Genomic DNA, 24,728 nt, shown 5'->3' on the forward strand with positions numbered 1-24,728 from the left:
GTAAGCAATTACAGGTATTTTTCTTTTAGTTTATCAAATACAATCTGATCTATAGGTAAAGGAAAAGGATTGTCTGGTCTGTCGATTGCTATCCATTCCGTTTTTTCAATACAAGGATCAAGAATAAGGAAATCTTCTTCATTAATTATATTGACTATATAATATATGGTAAGGAGTTGTTCATTTTCGCGGAAACGCGAAACTAAAAAATTCTCCTGCGTATAAAAATGTTCTACAACATCAATTTTTACATTAAGCTCTTCATCAAATTCACGATGAAGACATTCTAATAAACCTTCCCCATATTCTAAACCACCACCAGGAAATTTTATTAACTGATCTCCGGCATATTCTTCAAATAAGGTTAGAACTTTTTTATCCTTCACAGCACAGGCATAAACTCTAACGTTGATGTTGTCTATCATATATACTATTTTGTATAGCTAAAATAAGGAAATTTGTTAGAAATTAGAAATTAGAAGTTAGAAGTTAAAAGTTGGTGGTGAATAATAAAACAATTTAATTTTAAAAATTTTAACCAAATACATCATATATAATATAGTATATCAAAGTTTATTTTTCTAATCTCTTAGATCAACTATAATTTAACTGCATTAAGCATTTCTCTCTTACCCGGTGGACCCTGTTTCTTTTCTACTTTGAAATTCAGTTCCTGAAGAATTCTTCTTACACTCCCTTTAGAAGAGTAGGTTGTTAATAATCCGTTAATATTCATTTTGTCAGAAACCATCTCAAACAGGGGTTTTTCCCAAAGATCTGGTTGTACACGCGCACCGAAGCAATCGTAATAAACTAGGTTTATTTTAGGTAAATCGAGATCTTTTAGTTCAAAAAAATCACATTTAATCTTTTTTAGATTAAAATTATTAATGATTTCAACTGGTTTTTCCCATTCTGCTTGATGAATTTTATGATAAATTTCTTTGAATTCTATGTTATCAAAAAGTTCAAAATAGGCTAAATTTTTGATTTCTGATTCATTTATGGGATATTTTTCTAGTGAAAAATAATTAATAACATGATTTTTGTCAGTTTTTAAATATTCATTAATTGTAACCAAAACATTCAAACCTGTTCCAAAACCGAGTTCTAAAATATTAATTTCGTAATCATTTATTAAATTTAGTCCATTTTTGATAAACACATGTTCCGCTTCTTGTAAGGCTCCATGGTGAGAATGGTAGTTTTCATTTAATTCATTGATAAACAGTGTTTTACTTCCGTCATTAGTGGTCTTTATTTCTCTTTTCACCCTTTTTTTTGTCAAATTTAGTGTAAAATTTTTATATTTAGAAAATTATGTTAAATTTGTAGAACATCATAAAAAATTTTAGAAATGATAATTCAAAAAACTGAGAATTCCAGACTTTCTTCATTCGACCCAAATAATTTTTCTTTTGGGAATACTTTCATAGATCATATGGTGATATGTGAGTATGAGAATGGAAAGTGGGGGGACGTAAAATTGGTGCCTTATGGTCCTTTGGCATTTACGCCTGCAATGATGGGTGTAAATTACGGGCAGGCTTGTTTCGAGGGAATGAAAGCTTATAAAGACGAAGATGGTCAAGTTTTCCTTTTCAGGCCTGAAAAGAATTTTGAACGTATCAATAAGTCGGCTGCGCGTCTTGCTATGCCTGAGGTAACGGAAGAAATGTTTTTAGATGGTTTGAAAGCGTTAGTAGATATCGACAGAAACTGGATTCCTCAGGGAGAAGGAATGTCTTTATATATCAGACCTTTGATTTTTGCTACAGAAGAAGCTTTAAAAGCGAGAGTATCTGAAAAATATATGTTTGCAATTGTTGCAACGCCAGCGAAAAGTTATTATACAGAACCTGTTTCTGTAAAAATCTCTGATCATTATTCAAGAGCTGCTAACGGAGGTGTTGGTTCAGCTAAAGCTGCAGGAAACTATGCTGCATCTTTTTATCCTACTCAATTAGCAATGGCGGAAGGATATGATCAAATTATCTGGACAGATGATTCTACTCACGAATATTTTGAAGAAAGTGGAACAATGAACGTTTTCGTTAGAATTAATGATACGGTTTATACACCACCAACTTCAGAAAAAATCTTAGATGGAGTAACAAGAGACAGTTTCATCCAATTGGCTAAGAAAAGAGGAATTGAAGTTAAAGTTGAGCCAATTGCAGTAAAAACTGTTGTAGAAGCTCAGAAGAACGGGACATTAAAAGAAGTTTGGGGTGTAGGAACAGCGGTTGTAACCACTATTTTCCAGGCATTAGGATATCAGGGAGAGAAATTAGACTTACCTAAATTATCTGATGAGGAAAGTTTTGCTGCAATTCTTAAAAATGATTTAGTTGATCTACAAACTAATCATTCTGATGATTCTTTCGGATGGAGAGTACTGGTTGAGAAAAATGTATTGGAAACGGTTTAATTCCAACTTAAGAATTTATATAAAAGCCAAGACATTCTTGGCTTTTTTTGTTTTTTATATCCTGTGAAATGCTTATTTTCGCAAAAGTTTATGAAAAAAATACTCTTCATATCAGTATTGGGGCTGTTGAGCTGTAACAGAAATACACAGACACATCCACCTCTAGGTGGGGTTTTGAGCCAAAAAGATCTTGATGTTTCTAAAGCAAGGATGAAAAATCTTAATGCTTCGGAAAGAATGCATATTCAGGAATGGATCAATGGGCAGTCTGTGAAATTTTATCCAACACAGCTTAATTACTGGGTAGATACTGAAGGTTTTGATACAAGAGAAAGAAGACCGGATAATTCCCTGATTTCTTATTCTTATGATCTTTATGATTTCGATCAGACGAAGATCTATGATGAGCCTTTTGAAAGGAGAGATGCCAAATTCGGGCACTTTGATGAATTAAAAGCGGTAGAAAATGCTTTGCGTTTTATACGTGATGGTGAGGAAGTTACGATTTTGGTTCCATCTTCTCTTGCTTATGGCACCTATGGAGACGAGAAAAAAATAAATAACGATATCCCATTAATCATAAAATTAAAAGCTCTATAAATGAAATTGTTTAACAAGAATATAATTCTGGCAGCGGCAAGTATTTCGCTGATGAGTTGTACACCAATTTATAAAAAAATGAACGTAGACAAAGAAACTTACGAAGGTCTTAAAGACGGACTTTATGCTAATCTTCAAACATCTAAAGGAAATCTTATTGTAAAGTTTGAAGACAAAAAATCGCCTGTTACTGTAGCTAACTTTGTTGGTCTTGCAGAAGGGAAAATTGATAACAAATCTAAAGCAAAGGGAGTTCCTTTTTATGACGGAACTATTTTCCATAGAGTGATCAAAGATTTCATGATCCAGGGGGGAGATCCTCAGGGAACAGGAATGGGAGATCCTGGATATAAATTCGAGGACGAAAAAAATGACCTTCAACACACTGGGAAGGGAACTTTATCAATGGCTAACTCTGGACCAAATACCAATGGTTCTCAGTTTTTCATTACTGAAGTAGCTACTCCTTGGTTAGACGGAAGACACACTATTTTCGGAAAAGTAGTAAAAGGAGATGATGTGATTGATGCAATCGCTAATGTTGAGAAAGGTGCTCAGGATAAGCCTAAAACAGATGTTGTTTTAGAAAAAGTAAGCATTTTCAGCAAAGGAGATGAATTCAAAAACTATGATGCTGCAAAAACTTTCAATGAAGGGAAAGCTAAAATCCAGGAAAACAACAAAGCTTATTTAGCAAAAGAAGAAGCTGAGAAAAAGAAAAAAGAAGAAGAATTCAAAGCAAACCAGGAGAAGTTAGTAGAAAACTTAAAAGCTGGAATGCAGAAAACCGAATCTGGTTTATACTATAAAATCACAAAAACTACTGACGGAAAAGCTCCAAAATCTGGAGATAATGTATCGGTACACTATGCTGGTAAATTAGTAGACGGAACCGAATTCGATTCTTCTTTCAAAAGAAATGAACCTATCGATATTCCTATCGGAATGGGGAGAGTGATCAAAGGATGGGATGAAGGTATCCTATTGTTAAAAGAAGGTGAAACAGCTACTTTATTGATTCCATCTTCAATGGGTTACGGAGAAAGAGGAGCAGGAGGAGTAATTCCACCAAACGCTTGGTTGATCTTCGATGTTGAACTTGTAAAAGTGAAATAATCCAAATTTTATTATACAGAGAGCCGGCTTTTAAGCCGGCTTTTTTTTGTAATTTAAAGCTATGTTAAGCATGATTTTAAAGAGGATACAATATCATTTACTCATTTAGGAAGACTGCATTTTATTTCTTAATCAATCACAAAATCCCTATTTTAGCCCAAAATAAATTCATGAAGAAGATTTCATCCCTATTATTTCTATTTTTATTAATTATATCTCCAGCTCAGGGAAAACGCTTCTTCGAAACCGGAGAAGTCGAATTAACCAATCCTATTGAGAAGATCAACTTAAATTTCACTAATGATCTGCCTCTTGTAAAAGTGAGTATCGACGGTAAATTATATAATTTTCTGTTTGATTCCGGTGCTCCTACGGTTATTTCTAATGCGATCTATACTGAGCTTAATCTTCAGAAAGAACATACAAGTAAAGTAAAAGATTCCCAGAAAAATAAACAGGAACAGATCTTTACCAAATTGCCGGAGATGACTGTTGATCATGTTATTTTTAAAAATATTGGCGCAATAGTAATGGATCTGAGTGCTTCCGAGTTGGGATGTTTTAAAATTGATGGTATTCTTGGCGCCAATCAGATGGCAAAACTATTCTGGAGAGTGAATTACTCAGAAAATTCTTTAGAAGCAACAAAAGATCTGTTGAATTTTAAGTTTGATGATTATGAAACAGTTGTTCCATTTGATCCGCAAACTCAGAAAACTCCTGTTATAGAAACTAAAATTTTAGATAAAAAAATTAAACTTACTTTTGATACTGGATTTACAGGGAGAATTAAAATATCAGATAGCGATTATGACCCTAAAAAAGTAAAACAAACTGTTGAAACATTTGGAATAAGTTCTGTAGGAGCTTTTGGTGCTGGAAAACCGGTTTCAGGTTTTATTTTTAAAATTTCTGAGCTGGGATTTGGAAATAAGGCATTTGGAAACGAAATGATCATGACAGGAAATTCAAGACTGATTGGAAATGATTTCTTTAAAGATTTTACGTTTATTATGGATTGGCAAAATAAAAAGATCTATATGAAGAAGATTAAAAATAATCCACCTACATTAGAATCTTTTGGGTTTGGATACCGTTTTATTGATGCGAAACCAGTGGTAGCATTTGTATTTAAAGAAAGGGATTCTCCTTTAGAAATAGGAGATTCTATTCTAAGTATTAATGATGTGGATTTGGATCATTTGAATCAGGAATCTGCTTGTCATTATATGATGAATAGGGTAGAAAGGGATTATAAAACAATCGGAATCAGAATAAAAAGAGCGGGTAAAGTAATGGATTTAAGACTTGATAAAAAAGAATATCTGAATTAATTGAAAAAGACTTTTCATGTCTAAGCAAACATTTGAAAATGATTTGAAAAAATCTTTAGCTGATCTACTTAAATTAGTAGAAAAGTTCTGTTGGAATAAAATATCTCAAAATTGCTTGTACATTGTATCAGATTATAATGAGTTTGATTCTCCTGACCACAAAGACTATCGTAAAATCAGAAAGACAATTAACAATAAAAAAGCTCCACAAGACTTACAATTGGCCGTAAAAGAATTATATAAAAAATGTAATGATCTGTATGACATTACGCTTTATGCATTCAAAGTAAAGAGAAATTTGACCATCATTGAAATCCAATACTTTAGGAAATCTAATAAAGGATAATCCTCCCATGTTTCATACAAAGATTTCACGTCCAATATATATTGGAGATCAAGACATAAAGTTTGATGTAAATTGGGAATCCATGAATATAAGGCATAATCTCAATCTATTGATACATCGATGGAAATACCGAAAAATAATAAAGCAATTTAAAAAATAAAAACCGCCTATCAGGCGGTTTTATTATATTTTACCAATTCTTATCAATCATATAAATAAGTTGTGTCATCGCAACTGCTCCTAAAAGAAGCTCTCTTCGATTAACCTTTTCAAAAGTATCTTCATTTGTATGATGGATATCAAAATATCTTTGAGAATCCGGAACCAGTTCGGCAGTAGGAACACCCAGATCATGAAGGGGATAAATATCCGTTCCAGAATATTTTCCTTCAAAATTGTAGACCCCATAAGGAATAAATAAGTTAGCCCAGCTTTGGATCTGTTTTCTTTTTGAATCATCCATTTCCAGAGAAATTCCTCTGGGAGAAAAACCTCCGGCATCGGATTCTATAGCAAACAGGTGTTTTTCATTCTTTTCTTTAGCAGTCTTTCCATATTGTATACCGCCTTTTACTCCGTTTTCTTCATTAGCAAAACAGACAACTCTGATCGTGTGGTTATTTTGGATACCCAGTTTTTTAAAAGTTCTTAACACTTCTATACTTTGAACAATTCCGGCTCCGTCGTCATGAGCTCCTTCACCTACATCCCAGGAATCCAGGTGTCCGCCTACAACGATAACACTTTTATCTTTCTTACCTGTAATCTCTCCGATCACAGAGTGGGAGAGCTTTTCGCCTTTCATGCCACAGTTAGAATTCAAAGTGGCCAGGACTTTTTGGGTTTTTAAAAGTTGTTCCAGTTCATCTGCAGTTGTATTCCCCACAGCAACGGCTGGTATTTTGTCAACATTATCTTCATATCGCATAGCCCCTGTGTGAGGTACGTCATCAAATGCTGACGAAAGGGAACGGATAATGGCAAATTTACCTCCTTTTTTAGCTGTTAAAGCTGCTGCAGTAACTCTATACTTGGCTGCATCACTGTATCCTTTGAAAGTCTCTATAAAAGACTGGCTGAAAGGGTAGTTGAAGAATACAATTTTATCTTTTACCTTTTCTGCCGGAAGACGGTAATATTCTTCCATTGATTTAACCATAATGACCTCCCCGGAAACATCTTTTCCGCCAGTACCTTCAGAATTCCCCAGAGAAAGCATTTTCAAGGTCTTCCATCTTCCGCTGTTTGCAGTGATTTTTAAAGATTCTTTTCCTCTTTCCCAGACTGGAACCATCACTTCCTGAAGCCATACTTTATCAGCTCCAGCTTCACGGAGTTCTTTAGCTGCCCATTGTGTGGCCTTTTCATAGGCGGGAGAGCCACTTAAACGATGTCCTATATTTTTAGTTAAATCTTTTAATTCAATATATCCTTTTCCATTATTAAGAATCTCCTTCGAGATTGTATTGAATTGTATAGAATCTTCTTTAGCCTGGCCAAATGAAGCCATACTGAGAAGTAGTAATAAAGTGCTTGTTATTTTTTTCATATTTACCAATTTTTATCGATCATATAAATAAGTTGTGTCATTACTGTAGAACCTAAAAGTAATTCTCTTCTATTTACTTTTTCAAAAGTATCTTCTGCTGTGTGATGGATATCGAAATAACGTTGTGGATCAGGAACTAATTCAGCGGTAGGAACTCCCATTTCATGAAGTGGAGCAATATCCGATCCTGAATATTTTCCATCGAAATTATAAACTCCATATGGCAAAAACAGATTAACCCAACTTTGGATCTGTTTTCTGTTTTGTTCATTCATTTCCAGAGAAATTCCCCTTGGAGAAAAACCTCCTGCATCAGATTCTATAGCAAAAAGATGCTTTTCATTAGTGTCTTTTGCTGTTTTTCCGTACTGTTTTCCCCCTTTAGTCCCATTCTCTTCATTTGCAAAACAAACTGCTCTTATGGTATGATTATTTTGAATTCCTAATTTTTTAAATGTTCTTAAGACCTCAATACTTTGAACAATTCCAGATCCGTCATCATGGGCACCCTCACCAACATCCCAGGAGTCGAGGTGTCCACCCACAACAATAACACTTTTATCTTTTTTACCAGTAATTTCTCCGATTACAGAGTGGGAGAGTTTTTCACCCCTCATTCCACAATTGGAATTAAGTGTTGCAATTACTTTTTGGGTTTTTAAAAGTTTTTCGAGATCATCAGCTGTAGTATTTCCAATACAGACTGCAGGAACTTTAGCTATATTGTCTTCATACTTCATTACACCGGTATGTGGAACATCATCAAACGCAGATGATAATGAACGAATGATGGCATATTTACCGCCTTTTTTGGCGGTTAGAGAAGCTGCCGTACGTCTGTAAGCTCCCCCTTCCCTATATGCAATGAAAGTTTGTGCATAACTCTGATCAAAAGGATGGTTAAAGAAGACAATTTTACCTTTTACTTGCTCAGCAGGAAGACGGTCATATTCTTCCAGTGATTTTACCATAATAATTTCTCCACTGACATCTTTTCCACCTGTTCCTTCAGAATTTCCAAGAGAAAGCATCTTCAGGGTTTTTGATTGCCCATTGTTGGTTTTGATCTGTAAAGATTCTTTTCCTCTTTCCCAGACCGGGATAATTACTTCCTGAAGCCAGACTTTATCAGCTCCTGCTTCACGAAGCTGTTTAGCTGCCCATTGTACTGATTTTTCATAGGCTTCAGAACCACTTAAACGCTTCCCAATGTTTTTGGTCAGATCTCTGAGTTCTTCGTAACCTTTTCCATTATTTAAAATTTCTGTAGAAATCTTATTAAACTGTATTGAATCTTCTTTGGACTGTCCAGATATGGTGATACCCAGAAGAATTAGCGAGCTGTATACCAATTTTTTCATATTACCAATTTTTATCGATCATAAAAATCATTTGTGTCATCACTACGGCACCCAATAAAAGCTCTCTTTTATTGACTTTGTCAAAAGTATCTTCAGAAGAGTGGTGGTAATCAAAGTATCTTTGAGTATCAACAACCAATTCTGCTAACGGAATATCGAGTTTCTTTAAAGGAGAGATGTCCTGTATTGCGTAAGTTTGGTCAAAATCATAAACTCCGTAAGGAAGGAAATAACTTTTCCAGTCAAAGATCAGCCTTCGCCTTTGAGGGGCCATATCTAATGAAAATCCTCTGGGAGAATAACCACCGGAATCAGTTCCCAGGGCAAAAATATGTTTCTCATCTTTCTTTTTAACATAAGCTGCATAGCTTTCCCGTCCCTGGCCGCCATTTTCACTGTTAGCATAAAGAACAACTCTTATCGTATGGTTATTATTGATATCTAAAGCTTTAATAGCTCTCAATACCTCAAGACATTGTACGACTCCCGATCCATCATCATGAGCACCCTCTGCGAAATCCCAGGAATCCAGCTGTGCTCCCAAAACAATCACCTTGGAATCTTTCTTTCCGGGAATTTCCCCAATAATATTATGGTTAATAGCATCTCCTTTTGATTCAGCAGACATATTCAATCTCGCCTTGACGGTCTGTTTTTTCAAAAGCTTTTCTAATTCATTAGCTGATTTTGCACCTATTGTTACGGCAGGTATTTTTATTCGGTCATCAGGTTCATAGTAAATCATTTTGGCATGTGGAATATCATCAGAAGCGGTTGTCAGTGATCTGATAATTAAACCTTTTGCTCCTTTTTTGCCAATTACAGATGCGGATAGTAATTTTGATTTTGCTGTAATTAAGTAGGAATCCACTGTATTGATGATTTTTTGATCTATAGGGGAGTTCACAAAAATAATTTTATCTTTTACCTGAGCGGAAGTCAGTGTGTTAAGCTCAGGAATATCTTTAACCAATAAAATATCTGCTGTAAGGTCTTTCCCGCCTGTTCCTTCAGAATTTCCAAAAGATAACATTCTAATATTCTTCCAATCACCATTACCCGTTTTTATCTGTAGAGATTCTCGTCCTCTTATCCAAACAGGGACTCTGACGTCCTGTTTCCAGATGTTTTCAGCGCCGGCTTCCTTAAGTTTTCTTTCTGCCCATTCCGTTGCCTTAGCATAACCCAAAGTGGCACTAAAACGAGGGCCAATGCCTTTGGTTAGTTCTTCTAAATTTTCGTATGCGGTACCGTTGGTTAAAATTTCATCAGAAATCTGTTTAAATTCATCATGATAGTTGAATTTTGCTGTCGTCGATTTTTTCTGAGGCTTCTTTTGAGTTTTTTTTGAGAAAATAAAAATCCACTCAAAAAGAGTGGAAGTATGATAATGAATATTTTTTTCATTTTTTGATTTACCTTTTCTTTTCCGTCTATAAAAGTAGGAAAAAAATAGAAATAATCTAAGGTTTCATGTCGTACATTAATAGTGCTGTAACTAATTTAGGCTCAATAAATGTACATTTCGGAGGCATGCTTAATTTGAGATCTGAAATTTTAATCATATCATTAAAACTTACAGGATAGATCCCGAAACCTACACGACCTTCGCCATTGTCGATTTTTTCTTTTAATAGACTGATTCCTTCAAGATTAGAAGTCCCTTTAATATAAGAAATTTTATCTGAGCTATCAGGATCTTCAATTTTCAAAATATCCTTAAATATATATTTATCCAAAAGATGGTGATCAAGATTGTCTAATGACATCTCCTGAGAACGAAGATCATGCTTTACGTGTAAAGAGTAGAATTTACCATCCAGATACATCGACATGTGGAATTTTTGCGAAGGATAGTAAGCCGTTTCTTCTTTTTCATGAATTAGAAAATAATGTTCAAGCTGCTTTAAGAAGTCGGCAGTCGATAAACCATTAATATCAGCTACAATTCTATTGTAATCATGAATTTTAATAGACTGATTGGAAACGATAAAACTAAATACAAAATTGTATGCTTCAGTACCGTTATGTCTTTTATTTTTATCCTTATGATGCTTGGCATTCAATGCAGTAGAGCCAATTCTGTGGTGACCATCAGCAATGTAGAAAGAATCGATCTGTTCGATCACTTCCTTAAACTGCTGTAGTTTTAGACGGTTATCAATTCTCCAGATTTTATGTCTGATTCCTTTAGAATCGACATGATTGAAAATAGGTACATTTTTCTCCTCGTGATTCATCAGTAGCTCAACTTTCGAATTTGATGGATAGGTAAGGAGTACAGGCTCAGCCTGTAGGTTTACTTTTTCAAGATAATGGGCCAGTTTTTCTTTTTTCTGAGGAATGGTACTTTCATGTCTTTTAATCTTCCCATTCCAGAAATCTTCAAGACTGGTTAGACCAAGCAATCCTCTGAAAACCTGTTTGCTGGGGTAGATCTGCTCATAAAGATAGTATGCTGAACTGTCCTGGACAAGTTTTTTCTCGTCCATAAGTTCTTCAAAAGTAGAACGGATCTTTCTTAAATTCCGGTCAATATCTTTAGATTTACTTACAACATAAGGTTTTATCATATTAATGTAAGTGTTCTCAACCTGAGCTTTTTCGGCAATTTCCTCTTGAGTGAAATTGTCTAATGGATGTGTTGGAAAAGTCTGCTCAAAGTCTTTATGAGGTCTAATTCCGCGAAATGGTTTAAAAACAGGCATATTTATTTTATAGTTTCTTTTTGTAGCTTGATAATTTGTTCTGCAAGTTCAACTCCGATTTTTTCCTGAGCATCTACTGTATTTCCACCAATATGGGGAGAAAGAGATAATGATGGGTTCATCAATAAAGTCAGTTCAGGGCTCGGTTCGTTTTCAAAAACGTCCAATGCTGCGCCTGCTACCTTACCGGATTCGATAAAATCGAGTAGTGAAACTTCATTAATTACACCGCCCCTTGCAGTATTTACAATATAAACACCATCTTTCATCTTTTCAAATTGTGCGGTGTCTATGATATATTCATTTGTCTTAGGCGTATTAATGCTTATAAAATCAGTATCCTTGTAGAAAGCATCTGTATCGTTTGTGGATTCAATTTCAAAGTTCACTGTTTGTCCGTCAAAAAATGATAAAGAAAGCGTTTTTGTTTTAGGTTTTCGGGTTAAAACTTTCACCTTCATTCCTAAAGATATTCCCATCTTTACAACCTCCTGGCCTATGCTTCCGAAACCAATTACTCCCAATGTTTTTCCTGAAAGTTCATACGCATTACTGAACGATTTTTTCATCGCATCGAAATGAGTTTCTCCTTCCAAAGGCATCAGTCTATTGGATTCGTGTAAGAATCGGGCTAAAGAAAAGAAGTGAGCAAATACCAATTCGGCAACAGATTTTGAAGATGCTGTTGGTGTATTGATTACCTGGATGCCCTTGCTTTTAGCATAATCAACATCAATATTATCCATTCCGATGCCACCTCTTCCTATGATCTGAAGACCAGGACAGGCATCAATAAGATCTTGTCTTACTTTAGTGGCACTTCTAACCAAAAGAACATCAACATTATTTTCGTTAATGAAATTAATGACGTGATCCTGTGCAACACGGTTATTCAGAATCTCAATTCCTGCTTCTTTTAAAGCTAATTCTCCCGCTTTGGAAATTCCATCGTTAGCTAAGACTTTCATACTTTCTTTTTATTTAAAAAATTTAAAGATTGAAGAATTTAAATATTTAAAATTGGTTTGCAAATTAATAAAATTATTATTAGCACTACAATCTTTTAATTCTTTAATGTTTGAATTACTTGATAGATTTCATTACATCAACCAAAACCTGAACGCTTTCGATAGGGAGTGCGTTGTATAAACTGGCTCTGTAACCTCCTAAACTTCTGTGTCCGTTTAATCCATTAATTCCTGCTGCTTTCCATGCATTGTCAAAAGCTTCTTTTTTTGTTTCGTCTAATAATTTGAAAGAAACGTTCATTAGAGAGCGATCTTCTTTTACACAGAACGTTTCAAATAGGGGATTGTTGTCTATTTCGTCATAAAGAAGTTTGGCTTTTGCCTCATTTCTTTGCTCTGCAGCTGCAATTCCACCATTTCTTTCAAGATATTGAAGCGTTAATAAAGACGCATAAACAGGGAAAACCGGTGGAGTGTTATACATTGATTCTTTATTGATATGCTGTTCATAATCAAAATAAGAAGGCATATTTTCTCTTCCCGTTTTTCCAAGAATATCTTTTTTTACAACAACCAATGTTACTCCTGCAGGTCCCATATTCTTCTGAGCTCCAGCATAAATCAAATCAAATTTACTGAAATCAAGCTGTCTTGAGAAAATATCAGAACTCATATCACAAACCATTAAAGTATCTACTTCTGGAAATGACTTCATTTGAGTTCCATAAATGGTATTATTTGATGTGCAATGGAAATAATCATAATCTGAAGAAACTGTATAATCTTTTGGAATGAAAGAATAATTCTCTTCTTTTGAAGAACCTAAAACATCTACAGTTCCAACTTTTTTCGCTTCTTTAATAGCTCCTGCAGCCCAAGTTCCGGTATCTAGATAAGCAGCTTTTCCGCCCACTTTCATCAGGTTGTAAGGAACCATTGCAAACTGTAAGCTAGCACCACCGCCTAAATATAATACTTCATAATCATCACCAAGGTTCATCAGTCTTTTTACAATGGCACGCGCTTCATCCATTACAGCAACAAAATCTTTGCTTCTGTGAGAAATTTCAAGGATCGATAATCCGATACCATTGAAATCAAGAATAGCCTCTGCTGATTTTTGAAATACCTCTTCTGGTAAGATACATGGTCCTGCGCTGAAATTGTGCTTTTTGCTCATATTTTTATTTTTTTGGTTGTTACAGGCTTTTGAAAACCTGTGGTTTCACTTTTAATATTTTTAATAGATCTTTCAATTTATAATTAAAAAAACCGTCCCATAATTGATGAGACGGCATTTTTTATTCACCGTGTAAGAACGCTTTTTTATTAAGTAAAGCTTCTTCAGACTCTACATGATCCTCATCTGGGACACAGCAATCTACAGGACAAACTGCGGCACATTGTGGTTCTTCATGGAATCCTTTACACTCTGTACATTTATCAGTAACAATAAAATAAACATCATCACTTACAGGTTCCTGAGGTGAATCTGCATCCACTGTTAGTCCTGATGGCAATGTTATAGTACCTTTTAATTCAGTACCTTCGGAAGCTTTCCAATCTACGGCTCCTTCATATATTGCAGTATTTGGGCACTCTGGTTCGCAGGCTCCACAATTAATGCATTCATCAGTTATTTTAATAGCCATCGCTAATTTTTTTTAAATTTGCACAAAATTACAAAATATTCCCCAATTTTACAGTAATTATGAATATCGAAAATCAAGTTTTAGGACTTATTAAACTAAGTGATTATATAAGAGCGTATTTAGCAAAAAGTACGGAAGAATTTAATGAAGATGATTCTGAATTTGAATTATTATTAAAGAAGTCTGAAATAGAGAACCCATGGTTTACTATTGATAATCAGAAATTTGCTTTCAAACAATGGGCAGATTTACTGAGGGAAGAGAATATAAAGAATTGGCTTAAAGATTATTCTGCTTCCAAAACTCCAAAAAGAGTAGGGTTAATCTTAGCTGGAAATATTCCGTTAGTTGGATGGCATGATGTGATTTCTGTAGTTTTAAGCAATCATATTCCGGTGATCAAACTATCTTCAAAAGATAAATACACGGTTCCTTTTTTATTAAAGAAATGGAAAGAGTTTTCAAATGACCAAGTGGAGTATGAGTTTGTTGAGAGACTGGAAAATTTCGACGCCGTTATTGCTACAGGAAGTAACAACACAGCAAGGTATCTTGAATATTATTTTAAAAATCATTTGAATATCATTCGTAAAAACAGGACTTCTGTTGCTGTTTTAAAAGGTGACGAGACAGAAGCCGAATTACAACTTTTAGCAAAAGATATTTTCCAATATTTTGGATTAGGCTGTAGAAATGTAACCCGGATTTTTATTCCTGAAGATTTTTTAATTGACAGGCTGTTTGAGAGCTTTTTAGAATACCAGGATATTATCAACCATCATAAATATGCCAATAATTACGACTATAACAAAGCGGTTTATCTTTTGAACAGAGATCTGTTTTGGGATAATAATTTTGTCATGTTAAAAGAGGATGATAAATTATTCAGTCCACTTTCGGTTATTAATTTTAGCAGATATTCTTCTTTAGATGACGTGAAAAATTTTATTACAGAAAATGAAGAAGACATTCAGTGTATTGTAGCTAAGGATGAATTGGGATTTGATTCTATTCATTTTGGGGAAGCACAAAATCCGGGCTTAGATACTTATGCGGATAATGTGGATACTATGAAGTTTCTAGAAATAGTCTAACTTTATAGAACCAAATCTCATTATATGAAAAAAATATTTTTAGCAGTAACACTTTTTTTAGCTCAATTTTTCTTTTCTCAGAAAGTTGTGGATGTAAAGGTTGAGAACAATGATAAAAAGGAAGCAGCTGTAGAAGTAAGTAAAGAGAAGATCGCCCTATACAATGAAAAGTACTTTGCATTTATAAAGGCTTTAAAGACTCCTACTGATCGTAAGGCAATTGATGATCTAATTTCTGAAAAGGTAAAAACTCTGGTTACGGATAAAGTTCTGGAAAAATTATCGAATGGTATTCAATTGGATAGAAAAATGGAAGTTTTTAAATCAGATCATCAAACACTAATGGATGGGGTTAGTTATCCTATGATCCAATATAAATATTCGGATGACAAATCCTCTCTACCAAAAGATCTCGTTAACGTTTTATTTGAGGACGATGGCAAGATTATTGGAGTAAAACCGGAAGAGAAAAATAAATAATTTCGTTATATTTAAAGAAAATATAAACTATGACTAAAGATATTTTAGTAGCTCAATCTACGGACGTAGAAAAAGCTGATTTTTACAAGAAAACGTATTTACACGTTGCACTTTCGATCCTTGCATTTATCGGGGTTGAAACTATTTTATTGAAAACCGTTCCTGCTGAGTTAATCTATATGATGTTTGCTCAGAAATACGCATGGTTACTGATCATCGGGGTTTTCTGGATTGCCTCTATTTTAGCTTCCAAATGGTCATTATCACAAAGCAAATCAACTCAATACTTAGGACTTGGATTTTATGTATTGTTGGAAGCTGTTATTTTCCTGCCACTGATTTATATTGCGATGGTATATTCCGGCCCCAATGTTATCTTTCAGGCCGCTACTTTAACTGTTGCTATGTTTGCCGGGATATCAGCTGTTGCATTTACTTCTAAAAGAGATTTTTCATTCCTGAGAAATATCATCGTAATTGGTGGATTTGTTTCAATAGGTCTTATTGTAGCGGGAATGATCTTTGGATTTAACCTTGGACTTTGGTTCTCTGTTGGAATGGTAATTCTGGCTTCTGCCACCATTTTATATCAAACAAGCAAACTTAAAGATTCTTATGGTACAGATCAGTATGTGGGAGCAGCTCTTCAGCTTTTTGCTTCGATCATGCTTTTATTCTGGTATATCTTAAGCATCCTGATGAGCAGAAGAAGCTAATCAAGATACTAAACAAGTAATGATAAATATAATCCCGGTGAAATTTCATCGGGATTTTTAATTTCTGTTCAATTTGTGTAATTTGGAAAACACTTTAAAAACAAAAACTTAATTATGGAAGCAAAATTTGAAGGCGGACTTAATATTGCCATAAAGATCCCTAAAAATAAATACGAACAGACGGTATCTTTTTATAAGGATATTCTAAAGCTGGAAGTAGAAGAAAAGCCGATCAGTAATCCAACAGTATCAAGAACTCATGAAGTGAAGTTTGGTGGTAATACGGTCTGGTTGGATTGTGTTGATAATTATACCCATTCTGAAACATGGTTAGAACTGAACGTACCTGATGTAGCTGCTGCAATATCTCATCTTAAAGATAACAAAGTAGAGACCTGTGATGAATTTGAAAAAATTCCTGATAATATGCATTGGATCACAGATCCTGCCGGTACCGTTTTTATTGTTAAGCAGCGGGATTGATAAAGTAATTTCTAAAAAACAAAAAAATCCTGATGTAAGATCATCGGGATTTTTTTATTATTTAAGTCTCAGATTTTAAATCTTTACTTTGAGTTTTGAATCTTACGATTCAATATTATTTATCTATAGATCCTAAAACCTTTTGTGCAAAAGAGTTTAAAGCATCTTTTTCGCTCATTCCGTTTTGAACATTAGCATGAACTTCTAAAGCCCCACAGATGTTGGTGATTAATTCTCCGGCAACATTTAAGTCCTCTTCACTTGTTCCTCTGAATTCACTGAAGCTTTCTAAAACTTCTAATGTTTTTTCAAGGTTTTCAGGGGTCTGATTTTGATAAAATTGTCTGATTACAGGTAACTTCATTATGCTAATTCATTAAAAAGGTTAATTAGACTTTCAGCCTGATTAGATTGAACCTGATTCACCAATTCTCCATTTTTGAAAATGGCAAAAGTAGGTAAGTTATCAACTTTAGCTAATTTTCTACTTTCTGGTAATTTTTCTGCATCTACATATAAGAATGGAATCGCGTCATTTTCAGAAGCTAATTTTTTGAATTTAGGTTTCATAATTCTACAGTTCCCACACCATGTAGCGCCATATTGAACGACTACTTTTTCATTGTCATTAACGATATTTTGTAACGTATCTTCTGTTAATTCTGTATACATAATTGTTGTGATTTTTAATTAAAAAAAATAGGGTCTGAAAAATTCAAACCCCATTGTTATTTTTAGTTTTTAGCTAAATATTCAGCGGTTGAATTTCTGTCAGCTTTCATAGCTTCTTTACCTTCTTCCCAGTTTGCCGGACAAACTTCTCCATGCTTCTGAACGTGAGTATAAGCATCAATTAATCTTAAATATTCTTTTACGTTTCTTCCAAGAGGCATATCGTTTACAGACTCGTGGAAAATCTTTCCTGTTTCATCGATAAGATATGTTGCTCTGTAAGTTACGTTAGATCCTGTAAAGCTTTCATTTCCTTCATCATCATAATCGAAATCCTGATCTACAATTCCTAAGATATTTGCTAATTGTCTGTGAGTATCAGCTAAAAGTGGGTAAGTTACTCCTTCAATACCTCCATTATCTTTTGCAGTATTTAACCATGCAAAATGTACTTCGTTAGTATCACATGAAGCTCCGATTACTTTAGTGTTTCTTTTTTCGAATTCACCTAAAGCATCTTGAAAAGCGTGAAGCTCTGTAGGGCAAACAAAAGTGAAATCTTTTGGATACCAGAATAAGATAACTTTCTCTTGATTTTTAGTTGTTTGTTCTAAAATGTTGATTCTTAAATCATCACCCATTTCAGACATCGCATCGATTGTTAGATTCGGGAATTTTTTTCCTACTAAAGACATAATTTTCTGTTTTTATATTTAATTTTCTGTTGCAAATATATGAATGATTTATCTATCAAACAAACGTATTTCGATAAATAAAATCTATAATTGTTTTCATTTCGATAGAAAGAAAAAAGCCCTGAATTCAGGGCTTTTTTCTTATTTTTAGTAACCGAATATTTCAGTTAAGTTGAGTTTTTTCACCTCGCCTAACTTTTGCATATCGGCTTCATTTACTTTGTCTTGAGAAGCGACCAGACAATAGGTATAATTTTTACCTTTCATTTCCTTATCGTGGAAACTGTTGATGTCGGTAAATGCTAATTTTGGAGCCTGTTCATATACATTCCTTCTTATATCACTCATATTACCAAGCTTTTGAGCTCTTAAATAGGTGAAGATGATCCCGTCCTGAGTGATTCTTTCAGAAGCAATGGATTTCTTCAATCCACTTTTAGCAGTTTCAAATAATTGCTGAGACTGTGGCAGAGTAGTAAGAAGTTCATTCATTGCAGTAGTAGACTCATTGAATTTATCTGCCTGTGTTCCTACATAAGCTGTTATAATATCTTTATCTTCTTTTTTGCTTGGAAGAGAGAAATAGCTATAAGTAGAATATGCTAAAGCTTTAGATTCTCTGATTGTTTGAAATACAATAGAACCCATTCCACCACCAAAGTAGTTATTGAATAAGCTTACGGTAGGTGTAATTGCTGAATTGTAGGCATCTCCATTTCTTACCCAGAAAACTTCAGCCTGAACCATATCGTAATGAGCAAACAATACTTTGTTCTTATCTGTTGCAATCTGTGCAAATGTTTTAGACTTCGGCATCTCTTTTAAAGTAGCAGGAAGTTTGTGGATCGGGTTCAGAGATGCAACTGCCTCACTTCCTGATTTTGGACCGTAATAAAGCACTTTATGCTTGTAATTAAACAGGTCATGAAGTATTTTGATAAGATCTTCAGCCTTTAAAGCGTCAAGCTCTGCATCACTTAGTACATTGTTGAAAGGGTTTTGAGCTCCATACTGTGCGTAACTTCTTAAGCCGGACATAATAGTTCCCTTATTTTGTTTAGCATTCGCTCTTGACTTTTTCAATCTTGCTTTATAAGAATCTAAAGCACTTTGATCGGCCTCACAGTTTTTAATTAAATCCTCAAACAACGCAGCTGTTTTGTCAAAGTTTTCATTTAAACCTTCTAATGTAACGTATGTTTCTTCATTACCGGCACCAACACTGAAACTTGATGCTAATTTGTAAAATTCTTTACTGATTGCCTCAGAAGATTTATTTTTTGTTCCTAAATACTGCAGATATTCCGCAGCTAAAGGAAGCATCTTGTTATTCCATTTTCCGGAATCAAAATAATAATAAAGTCTGAACAGCTCATTATCAGTATTTTTTACCGAAAGAACATCGACACCTCCTAATTTATTCTTGGCAATATCTTTGTCGAAATTCAGCCAAACCGGAGAGATAGCCGCTTCAGGCATCTCGTTGATTTTTTTTACAAAATCAGATTGATCATCTCTGTTTACAGATACCGGAGTAATTGTAGGTTTATCAACTTTTACAATATTTTTATCTTCTCCTTTTCTTTTATAAACAGCAACATAATTGTTGTCCTGAAGATATTTTGAAGTGAAATCCATAATATCTTTTTTCGTAAGCTTGGATATTTCCTCCACATATTCCAAAGCTGCCTTATGATCAATATCAGAAGTGAATTCATCCATTAATGTACTCGCTCTGGAAGAATATTTTTCGTTATTCTGAATGATATTTTTTCTTTCGTTATTTACAATGGACTGAATAAGATCATCAGAGAATTCTCCTTTTCTTAGTTTATCAATTTCCTGAAGTAATAAAGCTTTAACCTGATCCAAAGATTGCCCTTCCGTAGGGTTTCCCTGTAAGAAAAGAACAGAATAATCTTTTAAAACATATGGAAAAGCATATGCTCCCAACAGTTTTTGTTTTTTTATCAGATCCAGATCGATAAGACCTGCTTGTCCGTTTGTTAGCATACTTCCTATTAGATTAAGAAGTCTGGCATCTTTTGTAGTAGCACCCGGAAATCTGAAACCTATTGTTATGTTTTCAGGATTCGGTCCAAAAACCTCTTTCGTAATAGGCGCTGTAATTGGTTTTTCCTGACCAATATTATATACTGGGATTGCTTTAGACTTCATATAAGAGAAGTCCTTATCAATTTTTGTAATCATTTCGTCGGGATTAAAGTCTCCGGACATGATGATTCCCATATTGTTAGGTACATAGTAATTATCGAAATACTCTCTGATCGCTTTTAAAGATGGATTTTTTAAATGCTCAACAGTTCCTATTGTTGTTTGTTTTCCATAATTGTTATTAGGGAAAATAGCAGCAAACATTGCTTCAGAAACTTTTCTTGAATCACTGTCCAGTCCTCTGTTTTTTTCCTCATAAACAGCTTCAAGCTCAGTATGGAAAAGTCTTAAAACCGGTTGTCTGAATCTTTCAGCCTGAACGGCTAAGAATTTATCTGTAACATTCGCTGGAATGTCTTCAGTATATACTGTTTGTTCAAAAGAAGTAAAGGCATTGGTTCCGTCAGCTCCCATTCCGGACATCAATTTATCATACTCATTGGCAATGGCATATTTTGCTGCTTCTCCGGAAACTTTATCTATTTCTTTGTAGATTTCCTTTCTCTTGGATTCATCTTTAGTCTGATTGTATTTTTCATAAAGAGCATCAATTTGATCTAACAAAGGTTTTTCTTTTGCCCAGTCTTTAGAACCAAACCTGTCAGTTCCTTTGAAAAGCATGTGTTCCAGATAATGAGCAAGACCTGTATGATCCGCCGGGTCTGTTTTACTTCCTGCTTTGGTAGCAATATAAGCCTGGATTCTCGGATCTTTAGTCGTAGGGCTTAAAATAACTGTTAACCCGTTTTTTAATGTATAATATCTTGCTGAAGTAGGATCGTTGGTTACATACCGATAGGTATAACCTTTGGATGTAGCTTCCTTCCATTGGAAATCCTGTCCGAAAGCATAACCACTAAAACTTGCAGCAGCAATACTGGATGCAATGGTAATTCTTTTGAAAAAATTCATTTTATGGTGTTTATTAGTTAAATTTCTGTAATAACTCTTTAATCCTTCTCATCGCTTCCCTTAAATCATCTTCTGATGCAGCATACGAGAATCTGATGCATTCCGGACTTCCGAATGAAACACCACCTACACAACCTACATGGGCATTTTCTAAAATGAACATCGCAAAATCATCGGCATCTTTGATTTCATTTCCATCTAAGGTTTTACCAATATAATGGGAGATATCAGGAAAGAAATAAAACGCTGCTTTTGGTAAAAGAACTTTGAATCCCGGAATTTCAGTAATTAGACCATACACAAGATCCCTTCTTTTTTTGAAAGCATCGATCATGTATCTGTATTCTGAAGGGTCGGTTTTTAATGCTGTTATAGAGGCTCTTTGTGCCATTGTATTAGCTCCACTGGTCATCTGTCCCTGAACTTTTTCACAAGCTTTTGCAAGCCATTCCGGGCATGCAGAATATCCGATTCTCCAGCCTGTCATTGCAAAAGCTTTTGACATACCATTGATCACGGCAGTTTGTTCATATATCTCAAGAAACTGAGCAATAGATGCTGTTTTAGTTTCATAATTGATGAACTCATAGATCTCATCAGAAATTACTGTAACCTGTGGATATTTTGCAATAACCTGCGCTAAAGATTTCAGTTCGTCATAAGTGTAATAACCTCCAGAAGGATTACAAGGTGAGCTGAATAGGATAGCCTTGGTTTTATCAGTAATGGCCTCTTCTAATTGTTCGGCAGTGATTTTAAAATCAGTGACATACGAAGTGGATACCATCACAGAATTTCCACCCATCATTTTTACCATTTCATCATAGCTTACCCAGTATGGCGTTGGAAGAATAACTTCATCTCCATCATTGATAATAGCTGCCAAAACATTTAAAATAGCTTGTTTTGCACCATTGGAAACACAAATTTGGGTAGGCTTGTATTCTATATTGTTATCTCTCTTTAATTTGTAAGCAATCGCTTCACGAAGTTCCAAAAAGCCGGGAACGGGAGAGTAGTGACTGAAATTTTGATTAATAGCGTCGAATGCCGCTTGTTTTATGTTGTCGGGAACATCAAAATCCGGTTCGCCGAGAGTTAAACTGATAACGTCTATTCCGTTGGCTTTCATTTCTCTGGCCTTATTAGACATTACGAAAGTTTGGGAGTAACCTAATCTTTTTACTCTATCTGAAAGTTTGTCCATGTAGTCTTTTTCTATTGTAACAAATATATAATAAAAACTTAATGTGACTGAGGTGTGAAATAAAAAACTGCATTCAAAAAAGAGATTTAGTATATTTGGATTGATCGGCTTAAAAGATTTTTGATTATGAAATATTTTCTTTTTTTAATGTTGGCTCCATCTGTTATTTTTTCACAGGTTAGTTCAAAAGATAGTGAAATAAAAAAATACGTTTCTGAGGTGAGCTCGGATTCTCTAAAAAGTTATATCAACAAACTTGTCGGTTTTAATACGAGACATACACTAAGCGCCATTGATGATCAGAATAAAGGAATAGGAGCAGCGAGGAATTGGGTTCTTGGTAAATTCACAGACTATGCGAAAAATTCTGAAGGAAGAATGGATGTGTATTTACAACAGCAGGACATTCAGCCAGACGGAAAACGGGTAGATCAAATAACGAATCTTGGTAATCCTATTGCTTATTTAAAAGGAACAGATTCTAATGATAAAAGAATCTTTTTGATTTCAGGACATCTGGATTCACGGGTTACGGATGTTATGAATAGAACATCATTTGCTCCCGGGGCAAATGATGATGGCAGTGGAGTAAGTGCGGTAATAGAAGCCGCAAGGATTTTGAGCAGATCCAAATTTCCGGCATCTGTTATTTTTGTTGCTTTTTCCGGAGAAGAGCAGTCTTTACTCGGGTCTAAACTATTAGCAGAAAAAGCTAAGAATGAAAACATGCAGATCGAGGCTGTATTAAATAATGACATGATAGGAAATGCTAAGGCTGGAGAGACCAATGAGATCAATAATAACACCTTGCGCGTGTTTAGTGAAGGTTTGCCTTATTTAGATTTAGATAAAAAGGCAATGGGAATAAGAAACTTAGGGTTGGAAAATGACGGTGAATCCAGGCAATTAGCCAGATACATTAAAGAAACTGCAGAAAAATATGTAAAGAAACTTGAGGTTAAATTGATCTATAGAAATGATAGATTTTTGCGTGGCGGAGATCATTCAAGTTTTGTTAATTATGGATTTCCTTCCGTAAGGCTGACTGAATATTATGAGAACTATGACCATCAGCATCAGGATGTAAGAATGGAAAATGGAAAACAATATGGTGACCTTCCTGAATTTATTGATTATAACTACCTGAAAAAGAATGTAGCTGCAAATATTGCGGTGTTGGCCAGTCTTGCTAAATCTACGGCAAAGCCCGAGAATGTGGAAATAGAGGTTAAAGCGCTTACAAATTCTACCACATTGCATTGGAAAAAGCCAAAATCTGGGCTCCCAATTGGATATTATGTGCTTGTAAGAGAAACGGATAGTCCGGCGTGGCAGAAAAAAATATTTACCAAGGATCTTTCTATTAAAGTTCCATTGTCAAAGGATAATTATATTTTTGCAGTACAGGCAGTTAACCAAACTGGAAATTTAAGTATCCCTGTTATTCCAGTTATTGCCAGATGATCAGAGTTGTGATTGTTTAAATTAAAACCCTGATTTGAGCGACTTAATTTGAATACAATGTTAAATAAACTTATTTTTGCAAATTATAATAATTCTTATGTCTATATCGTTACTATTAAAATACTTTCCCGATCTTACAGAAAATCAGATACAACAGTTCACTCAGTTAGAAAATCTCTATACAGAATGGAATGAAAAGATTAATGTAATTTCCAGAAAAGATATGGAATCTTTGTACGAAAAGCATATTCTACACTCATTGGGAATTGCTAAAGTAATGGAATTTACACCAGGAACCAGAGTTTTAGATATTGGAACAGGTGGTGGTTTTCCAGGAATTCCTTTAGCTATTTTATTTCCGGAATCACAATTTACTTTAATTGATTCTATAGGAAAAAAGATAAGTGTTGTGAATGCTGTTGCAGAAGGGGTGGGATTGAAAAACGTAACTGCCATTCATGGAAGAGCTGAGAAGCTTAAAGAAAAATTCCATTTTGTGGTGAGTAGAGCAGTAACACAAATGCCGGAATTTTTAAAATGGTTAAAAGGGAAATTTGAAAAAGAGCAGTTTAATGCCAAACATAATGGAGTTTTATACTTAAAAGGTGGAGATCTGGCTGAAGAGCTGGGTGGCATTAAATCTGAAATCTTTAATCTTAAAAATTATTTCGAAGGAGAGTTTTTTGATACTAAAAAAGTGGTTTATGTATCAAAAGGTAATTTTAATTCTTAATTTATCTTAATTAAGGAATAGTTTTTGCTAAT

General features: G+C 34.4%; 25 protein-coding genes. 11 read left to right on the forward strand and 14 right to left on the reverse strand.

Translation table 11 applies throughout. From position 1 onward, the window contains the following. Positions 1 to 8: 8 nt before the first annotated feature. On the reverse strand, positions 9 to 425 hold the full coding sequence (locus tag NG806_RS03535; RefSeq protein ID WP_214825628.1) for an NUDIX domain-containing protein: 417 nt from the start codon (positions 423 to 425) through the stop codon (positions 9 to 11). A gap of 173 nt (positions 426 to 598) precedes the next feature. Further along, complete coding sequence (mnmD, locus tag NG806_RS03540; RefSeq protein WP_214825627.1) at positions 599 to 1,273, reverse strand: tRNA (5-methylaminomethyl-2-thiouridine)(34)-methyltransferase MnmD; 675 nt, start codon at positions 1,271 to 1,273, stop codon at positions 599 to 601. An 84-nt stretch (positions 1,274 to 1,357) separates the two neighbouring features. Between mnmD and NG806_RS03545 the strand changes: the two genes are divergently transcribed. From NG806_RS03545 to NG806_RS03565, 5 genes are all read left to right on the forward strand, one after another. Then, positions 1,358 to 2,431, forward strand: coding sequence for a branched-chain amino acid aminotransferase (locus NG806_RS03545; protein ID WP_214825625.1), 1,074 nt, complete (start codon positions 1,358 to 1,360; stop codon positions 2,429 to 2,431). A 90-nt stretch (positions 2,432 to 2,521) separates the two neighbouring features. Further along, on the forward strand, positions 2,522 to 3,031 hold the full coding sequence (locus NG806_RS03550) for an FKBP-type peptidyl-prolyl cis-trans isomerase (protein ID WP_214825622.1): 510 nt from the start codon (positions 2,522 to 2,524) through the stop codon (positions 3,029 to 3,031). Positions 3,032 to 3,109: 78 nt separating this feature from the next. Further along, the gene (locus tag NG806_RS03555) at positions 3,110 to 4,147 is read left to right on the forward strand and encodes a peptidylprolyl isomerase (protein WP_261513163.1); all 1,038 of its coding nucleotides are present in this window, start codon (positions 3,110 to 3,112) and stop codon (positions 4,145 to 4,147) included. A 170-nt stretch (positions 4,148 to 4,317) separates the two neighbouring features. Further along, positions 4,318 to 5,481 (forward strand): retropepsin-like aspartic protease, encoded by a 1,164-nt coding sequence (locus tag NG806_RS03560; protein ID WP_261512001.1) that lies wholly within the window; start codon positions 4,318 to 4,320, stop codon positions 5,479 to 5,481. Positions 5,482 to 5,497: 16 nt separating this feature from the next. Continuing rightward, positions 5,498 to 5,827 carry a hypothetical protein gene (locus tag NG806_RS03565; RefSeq protein ID WP_261512002.1) on the forward strand — a complete coding sequence of 110 codons (330 nt, stop codon included), beginning with the start codon at positions 5,498 to 5,500 and terminating at the stop codon, positions 5,825 to 5,827. Positions 5,828 to 6,017: 190 nt separating this feature from the next. Here the strand turns inward: NG806_RS03565 and NG806_RS03570 are convergent, their stop codons facing one another. The 7 genes from NG806_RS03570 to NG806_RS03600 all read right to left on the reverse strand — a co-directional run bounded on the left by NG806_RS03570 (position 6,018) and on the right by NG806_RS03600 (position 14,065). After that, positions 6,018 to 7,376 (reverse strand): M20/M25/M40 family metallo-hydrolase, encoded by a 1,359-nt coding sequence (locus NG806_RS03570; protein ID WP_261512003.1) that lies wholly within the window; start codon positions 7,374 to 7,376, stop codon positions 6,018 to 6,020. 2 nt (positions 7,377 to 7,378) lie between these two features. Beyond that, positions 7,379 to 8,737, reverse strand: a complete 1,359-nt coding sequence (locus NG806_RS03575) for a M28 family peptidase (RefSeq protein ID WP_261512005.1) — start codon at positions 8,735 to 8,737, stop codon at positions 7,379 to 7,381. Position 8,738: 1 nt separating this feature from the next. After that, entirely contained in the window at positions 8,739 to 9,926 is a 1,188-nt protein-coding gene (locus NG806_RS03580; RefSeq protein WP_261512006.1) for a M28 family peptidase, read from the reverse strand. A 274-nt stretch (positions 9,927 to 10,200) separates the two neighbouring features. After that, entirely contained in the window at positions 10,201 to 11,445 is a 1,245-nt protein-coding gene (locus NG806_RS03585) for a DUF1015 domain-containing protein (protein WP_214825610.1), read from the reverse strand. Positions 11,446 to 11,447: 2 nt separating this feature from the next. Continuing rightward, positions 11,448 to 12,413 (reverse strand): D-2-hydroxyacid dehydrogenase, encoded by a 966-nt coding sequence (locus NG806_RS03590; RefSeq protein WP_214825608.1) that lies wholly within the window; start codon positions 12,411 to 12,413, stop codon positions 11,448 to 11,450. 115 nt (positions 12,414 to 12,528) lie between these two features. Beyond that, a complete protein-coding gene (gene serC / locus NG806_RS03595; RefSeq protein ID WP_214825606.1) occupies positions 12,529 to 13,593 on the reverse strand; it encodes a 3-phosphoserine/phosphohydroxythreonine transaminase in 1,065 nt (354 codons plus the stop codon). Positions 13,594 to 13,714: 121 nt separating this feature from the next. Beyond that, the gene (locus NG806_RS03600) at positions 13,715 to 14,065 is read right to left on the reverse strand and encodes a 4Fe-4S binding protein (RefSeq protein ID WP_214825604.1); all 351 of its coding nucleotides are present in this window, start codon (positions 14,063 to 14,065) and stop codon (positions 13,715 to 13,717) included. Positions 14,066 to 14,124: 59 nt separating this feature from the next. Here NG806_RS03600 and NG806_RS03605 point away from each other — a divergent pair, with 59 nt between their 5' ends. The 4 genes from NG806_RS03605 (at position 14,125) to NG806_RS03620 (ending at position 16,838) form a co-directional block, all read left to right on the forward strand. Next, positions 14,125 to 15,159, forward strand: coding sequence for an acyl-CoA reductase (locus NG806_RS03605; RefSeq protein ID WP_214825602.1), 1,035 nt, complete (start codon positions 14,125 to 14,127; stop codon positions 15,157 to 15,159). Positions 15,160 to 15,183: 24 nt separating this feature from the next. Further along, entirely contained in the window at positions 15,184 to 15,639 is a 456-nt protein-coding gene (locus NG806_RS03610; RefSeq protein WP_214825600.1) for a peptidylprolyl isomerase, read from the forward strand. Between the two features lie 29 nt (positions 15,640 to 15,668). Further along, entirely contained in the window at positions 15,669 to 16,355 is a 687-nt protein-coding gene (locus NG806_RS03615; protein WP_214825598.1) for a Bax inhibitor-1/YccA family protein, read from the forward strand. Positions 16,356 to 16,469: 114 nt separating this feature from the next. Beyond that, on the forward strand, positions 16,470 to 16,838 hold the full coding sequence (locus tag NG806_RS03620; RefSeq protein ID WP_214825596.1) for a VOC family protein: 369 nt from the start codon (positions 16,470 to 16,472) through the stop codon (positions 16,836 to 16,838). Positions 16,839 to 16,953: 115 nt separating this feature from the next. Here the strand turns inward: NG806_RS03620 and NG806_RS03625 are convergent, their stop codons facing one another. The 5 genes from NG806_RS03625 to NG806_RS03645 form a co-directional block, all read right to left on the reverse strand. Continuing rightward, entirely contained in the window at positions 16,954 to 17,202 is a 249-nt protein-coding gene (locus NG806_RS03625) for a DUF6952 family protein (protein WP_027375263.1), read from the reverse strand. Continuing rightward, positions 17,202 to 17,510: a thioredoxin family protein gene (locus NG806_RS03630; protein ID WP_214825593.1), complete on the reverse strand. Its 309-nt coding sequence runs from the start codon at positions 17,508 to 17,510 to the stop codon at positions 17,202 to 17,204. Before NG806_RS03630 ends, NG806_RS03625 begins: the two co-directional genes overlap by 1 nt. A gap of 62 nt (positions 17,511 to 17,572) precedes the next feature. Further along, positions 17,573 to 18,205 carry a peroxiredoxin gene (locus NG806_RS03635; RefSeq protein WP_214825592.1) on the reverse strand — a complete coding sequence of 211 codons (633 nt, stop codon included), beginning with the start codon at positions 18,203 to 18,205 and terminating at the stop codon, positions 17,573 to 17,575. Positions 18,206 to 18,352: 147 nt separating this feature from the next. Next, complete coding sequence (locus tag NG806_RS03640; protein WP_261512007.1) at positions 18,353 to 21,292, reverse strand: M16 family metallopeptidase; 2,940 nt, start codon at positions 21,290 to 21,292, stop codon at positions 18,353 to 18,355. A 13-nt stretch (positions 21,293 to 21,305) separates the two neighbouring features. Beyond that, positions 21,306 to 22,499 (reverse strand): pyridoxal phosphate-dependent aminotransferase, encoded by a 1,194-nt coding sequence (locus NG806_RS03645; RefSeq protein WP_261512008.1) that lies wholly within the window; start codon positions 22,497 to 22,499, stop codon positions 21,306 to 21,308. A gap of 126 nt (positions 22,500 to 22,625) precedes the next feature. On the opposite strand from NG806_RS03645, the gene NG806_RS03650 reads away from it, so the two are divergent. Both NG806_RS03650 and rsmG read left to right on the forward strand, forming a co-directional pair. Next, entirely contained in the window at positions 22,626 to 23,963 is a 1,338-nt protein-coding gene (locus tag NG806_RS03650; RefSeq protein ID WP_261512009.1) for a M28 family metallopeptidase, read from the forward strand. 97 nt (positions 23,964 to 24,060) lie between these two features. After that, entirely contained in the window at positions 24,061 to 24,696 is a 636-nt protein-coding gene (rsmG, locus tag NG806_RS03655; protein ID WP_214825584.1) for a 16S rRNA (guanine(527)-N(7))-methyltransferase RsmG, read from the forward strand. The last annotated feature ends 32 nt before the right edge of the window (positions 24,697 to 24,728 follow it).

It is taken from the genome of Chryseobacterium paludis, assembly GCF_025403485.1.
In the GTDB taxonomy this organism is placed as follows: Bacteria; Bacteroidota; Bacteroidia; order Flavobacteriales; family Weeksellaceae; genus Chryseobacterium; species Chryseobacterium paludis.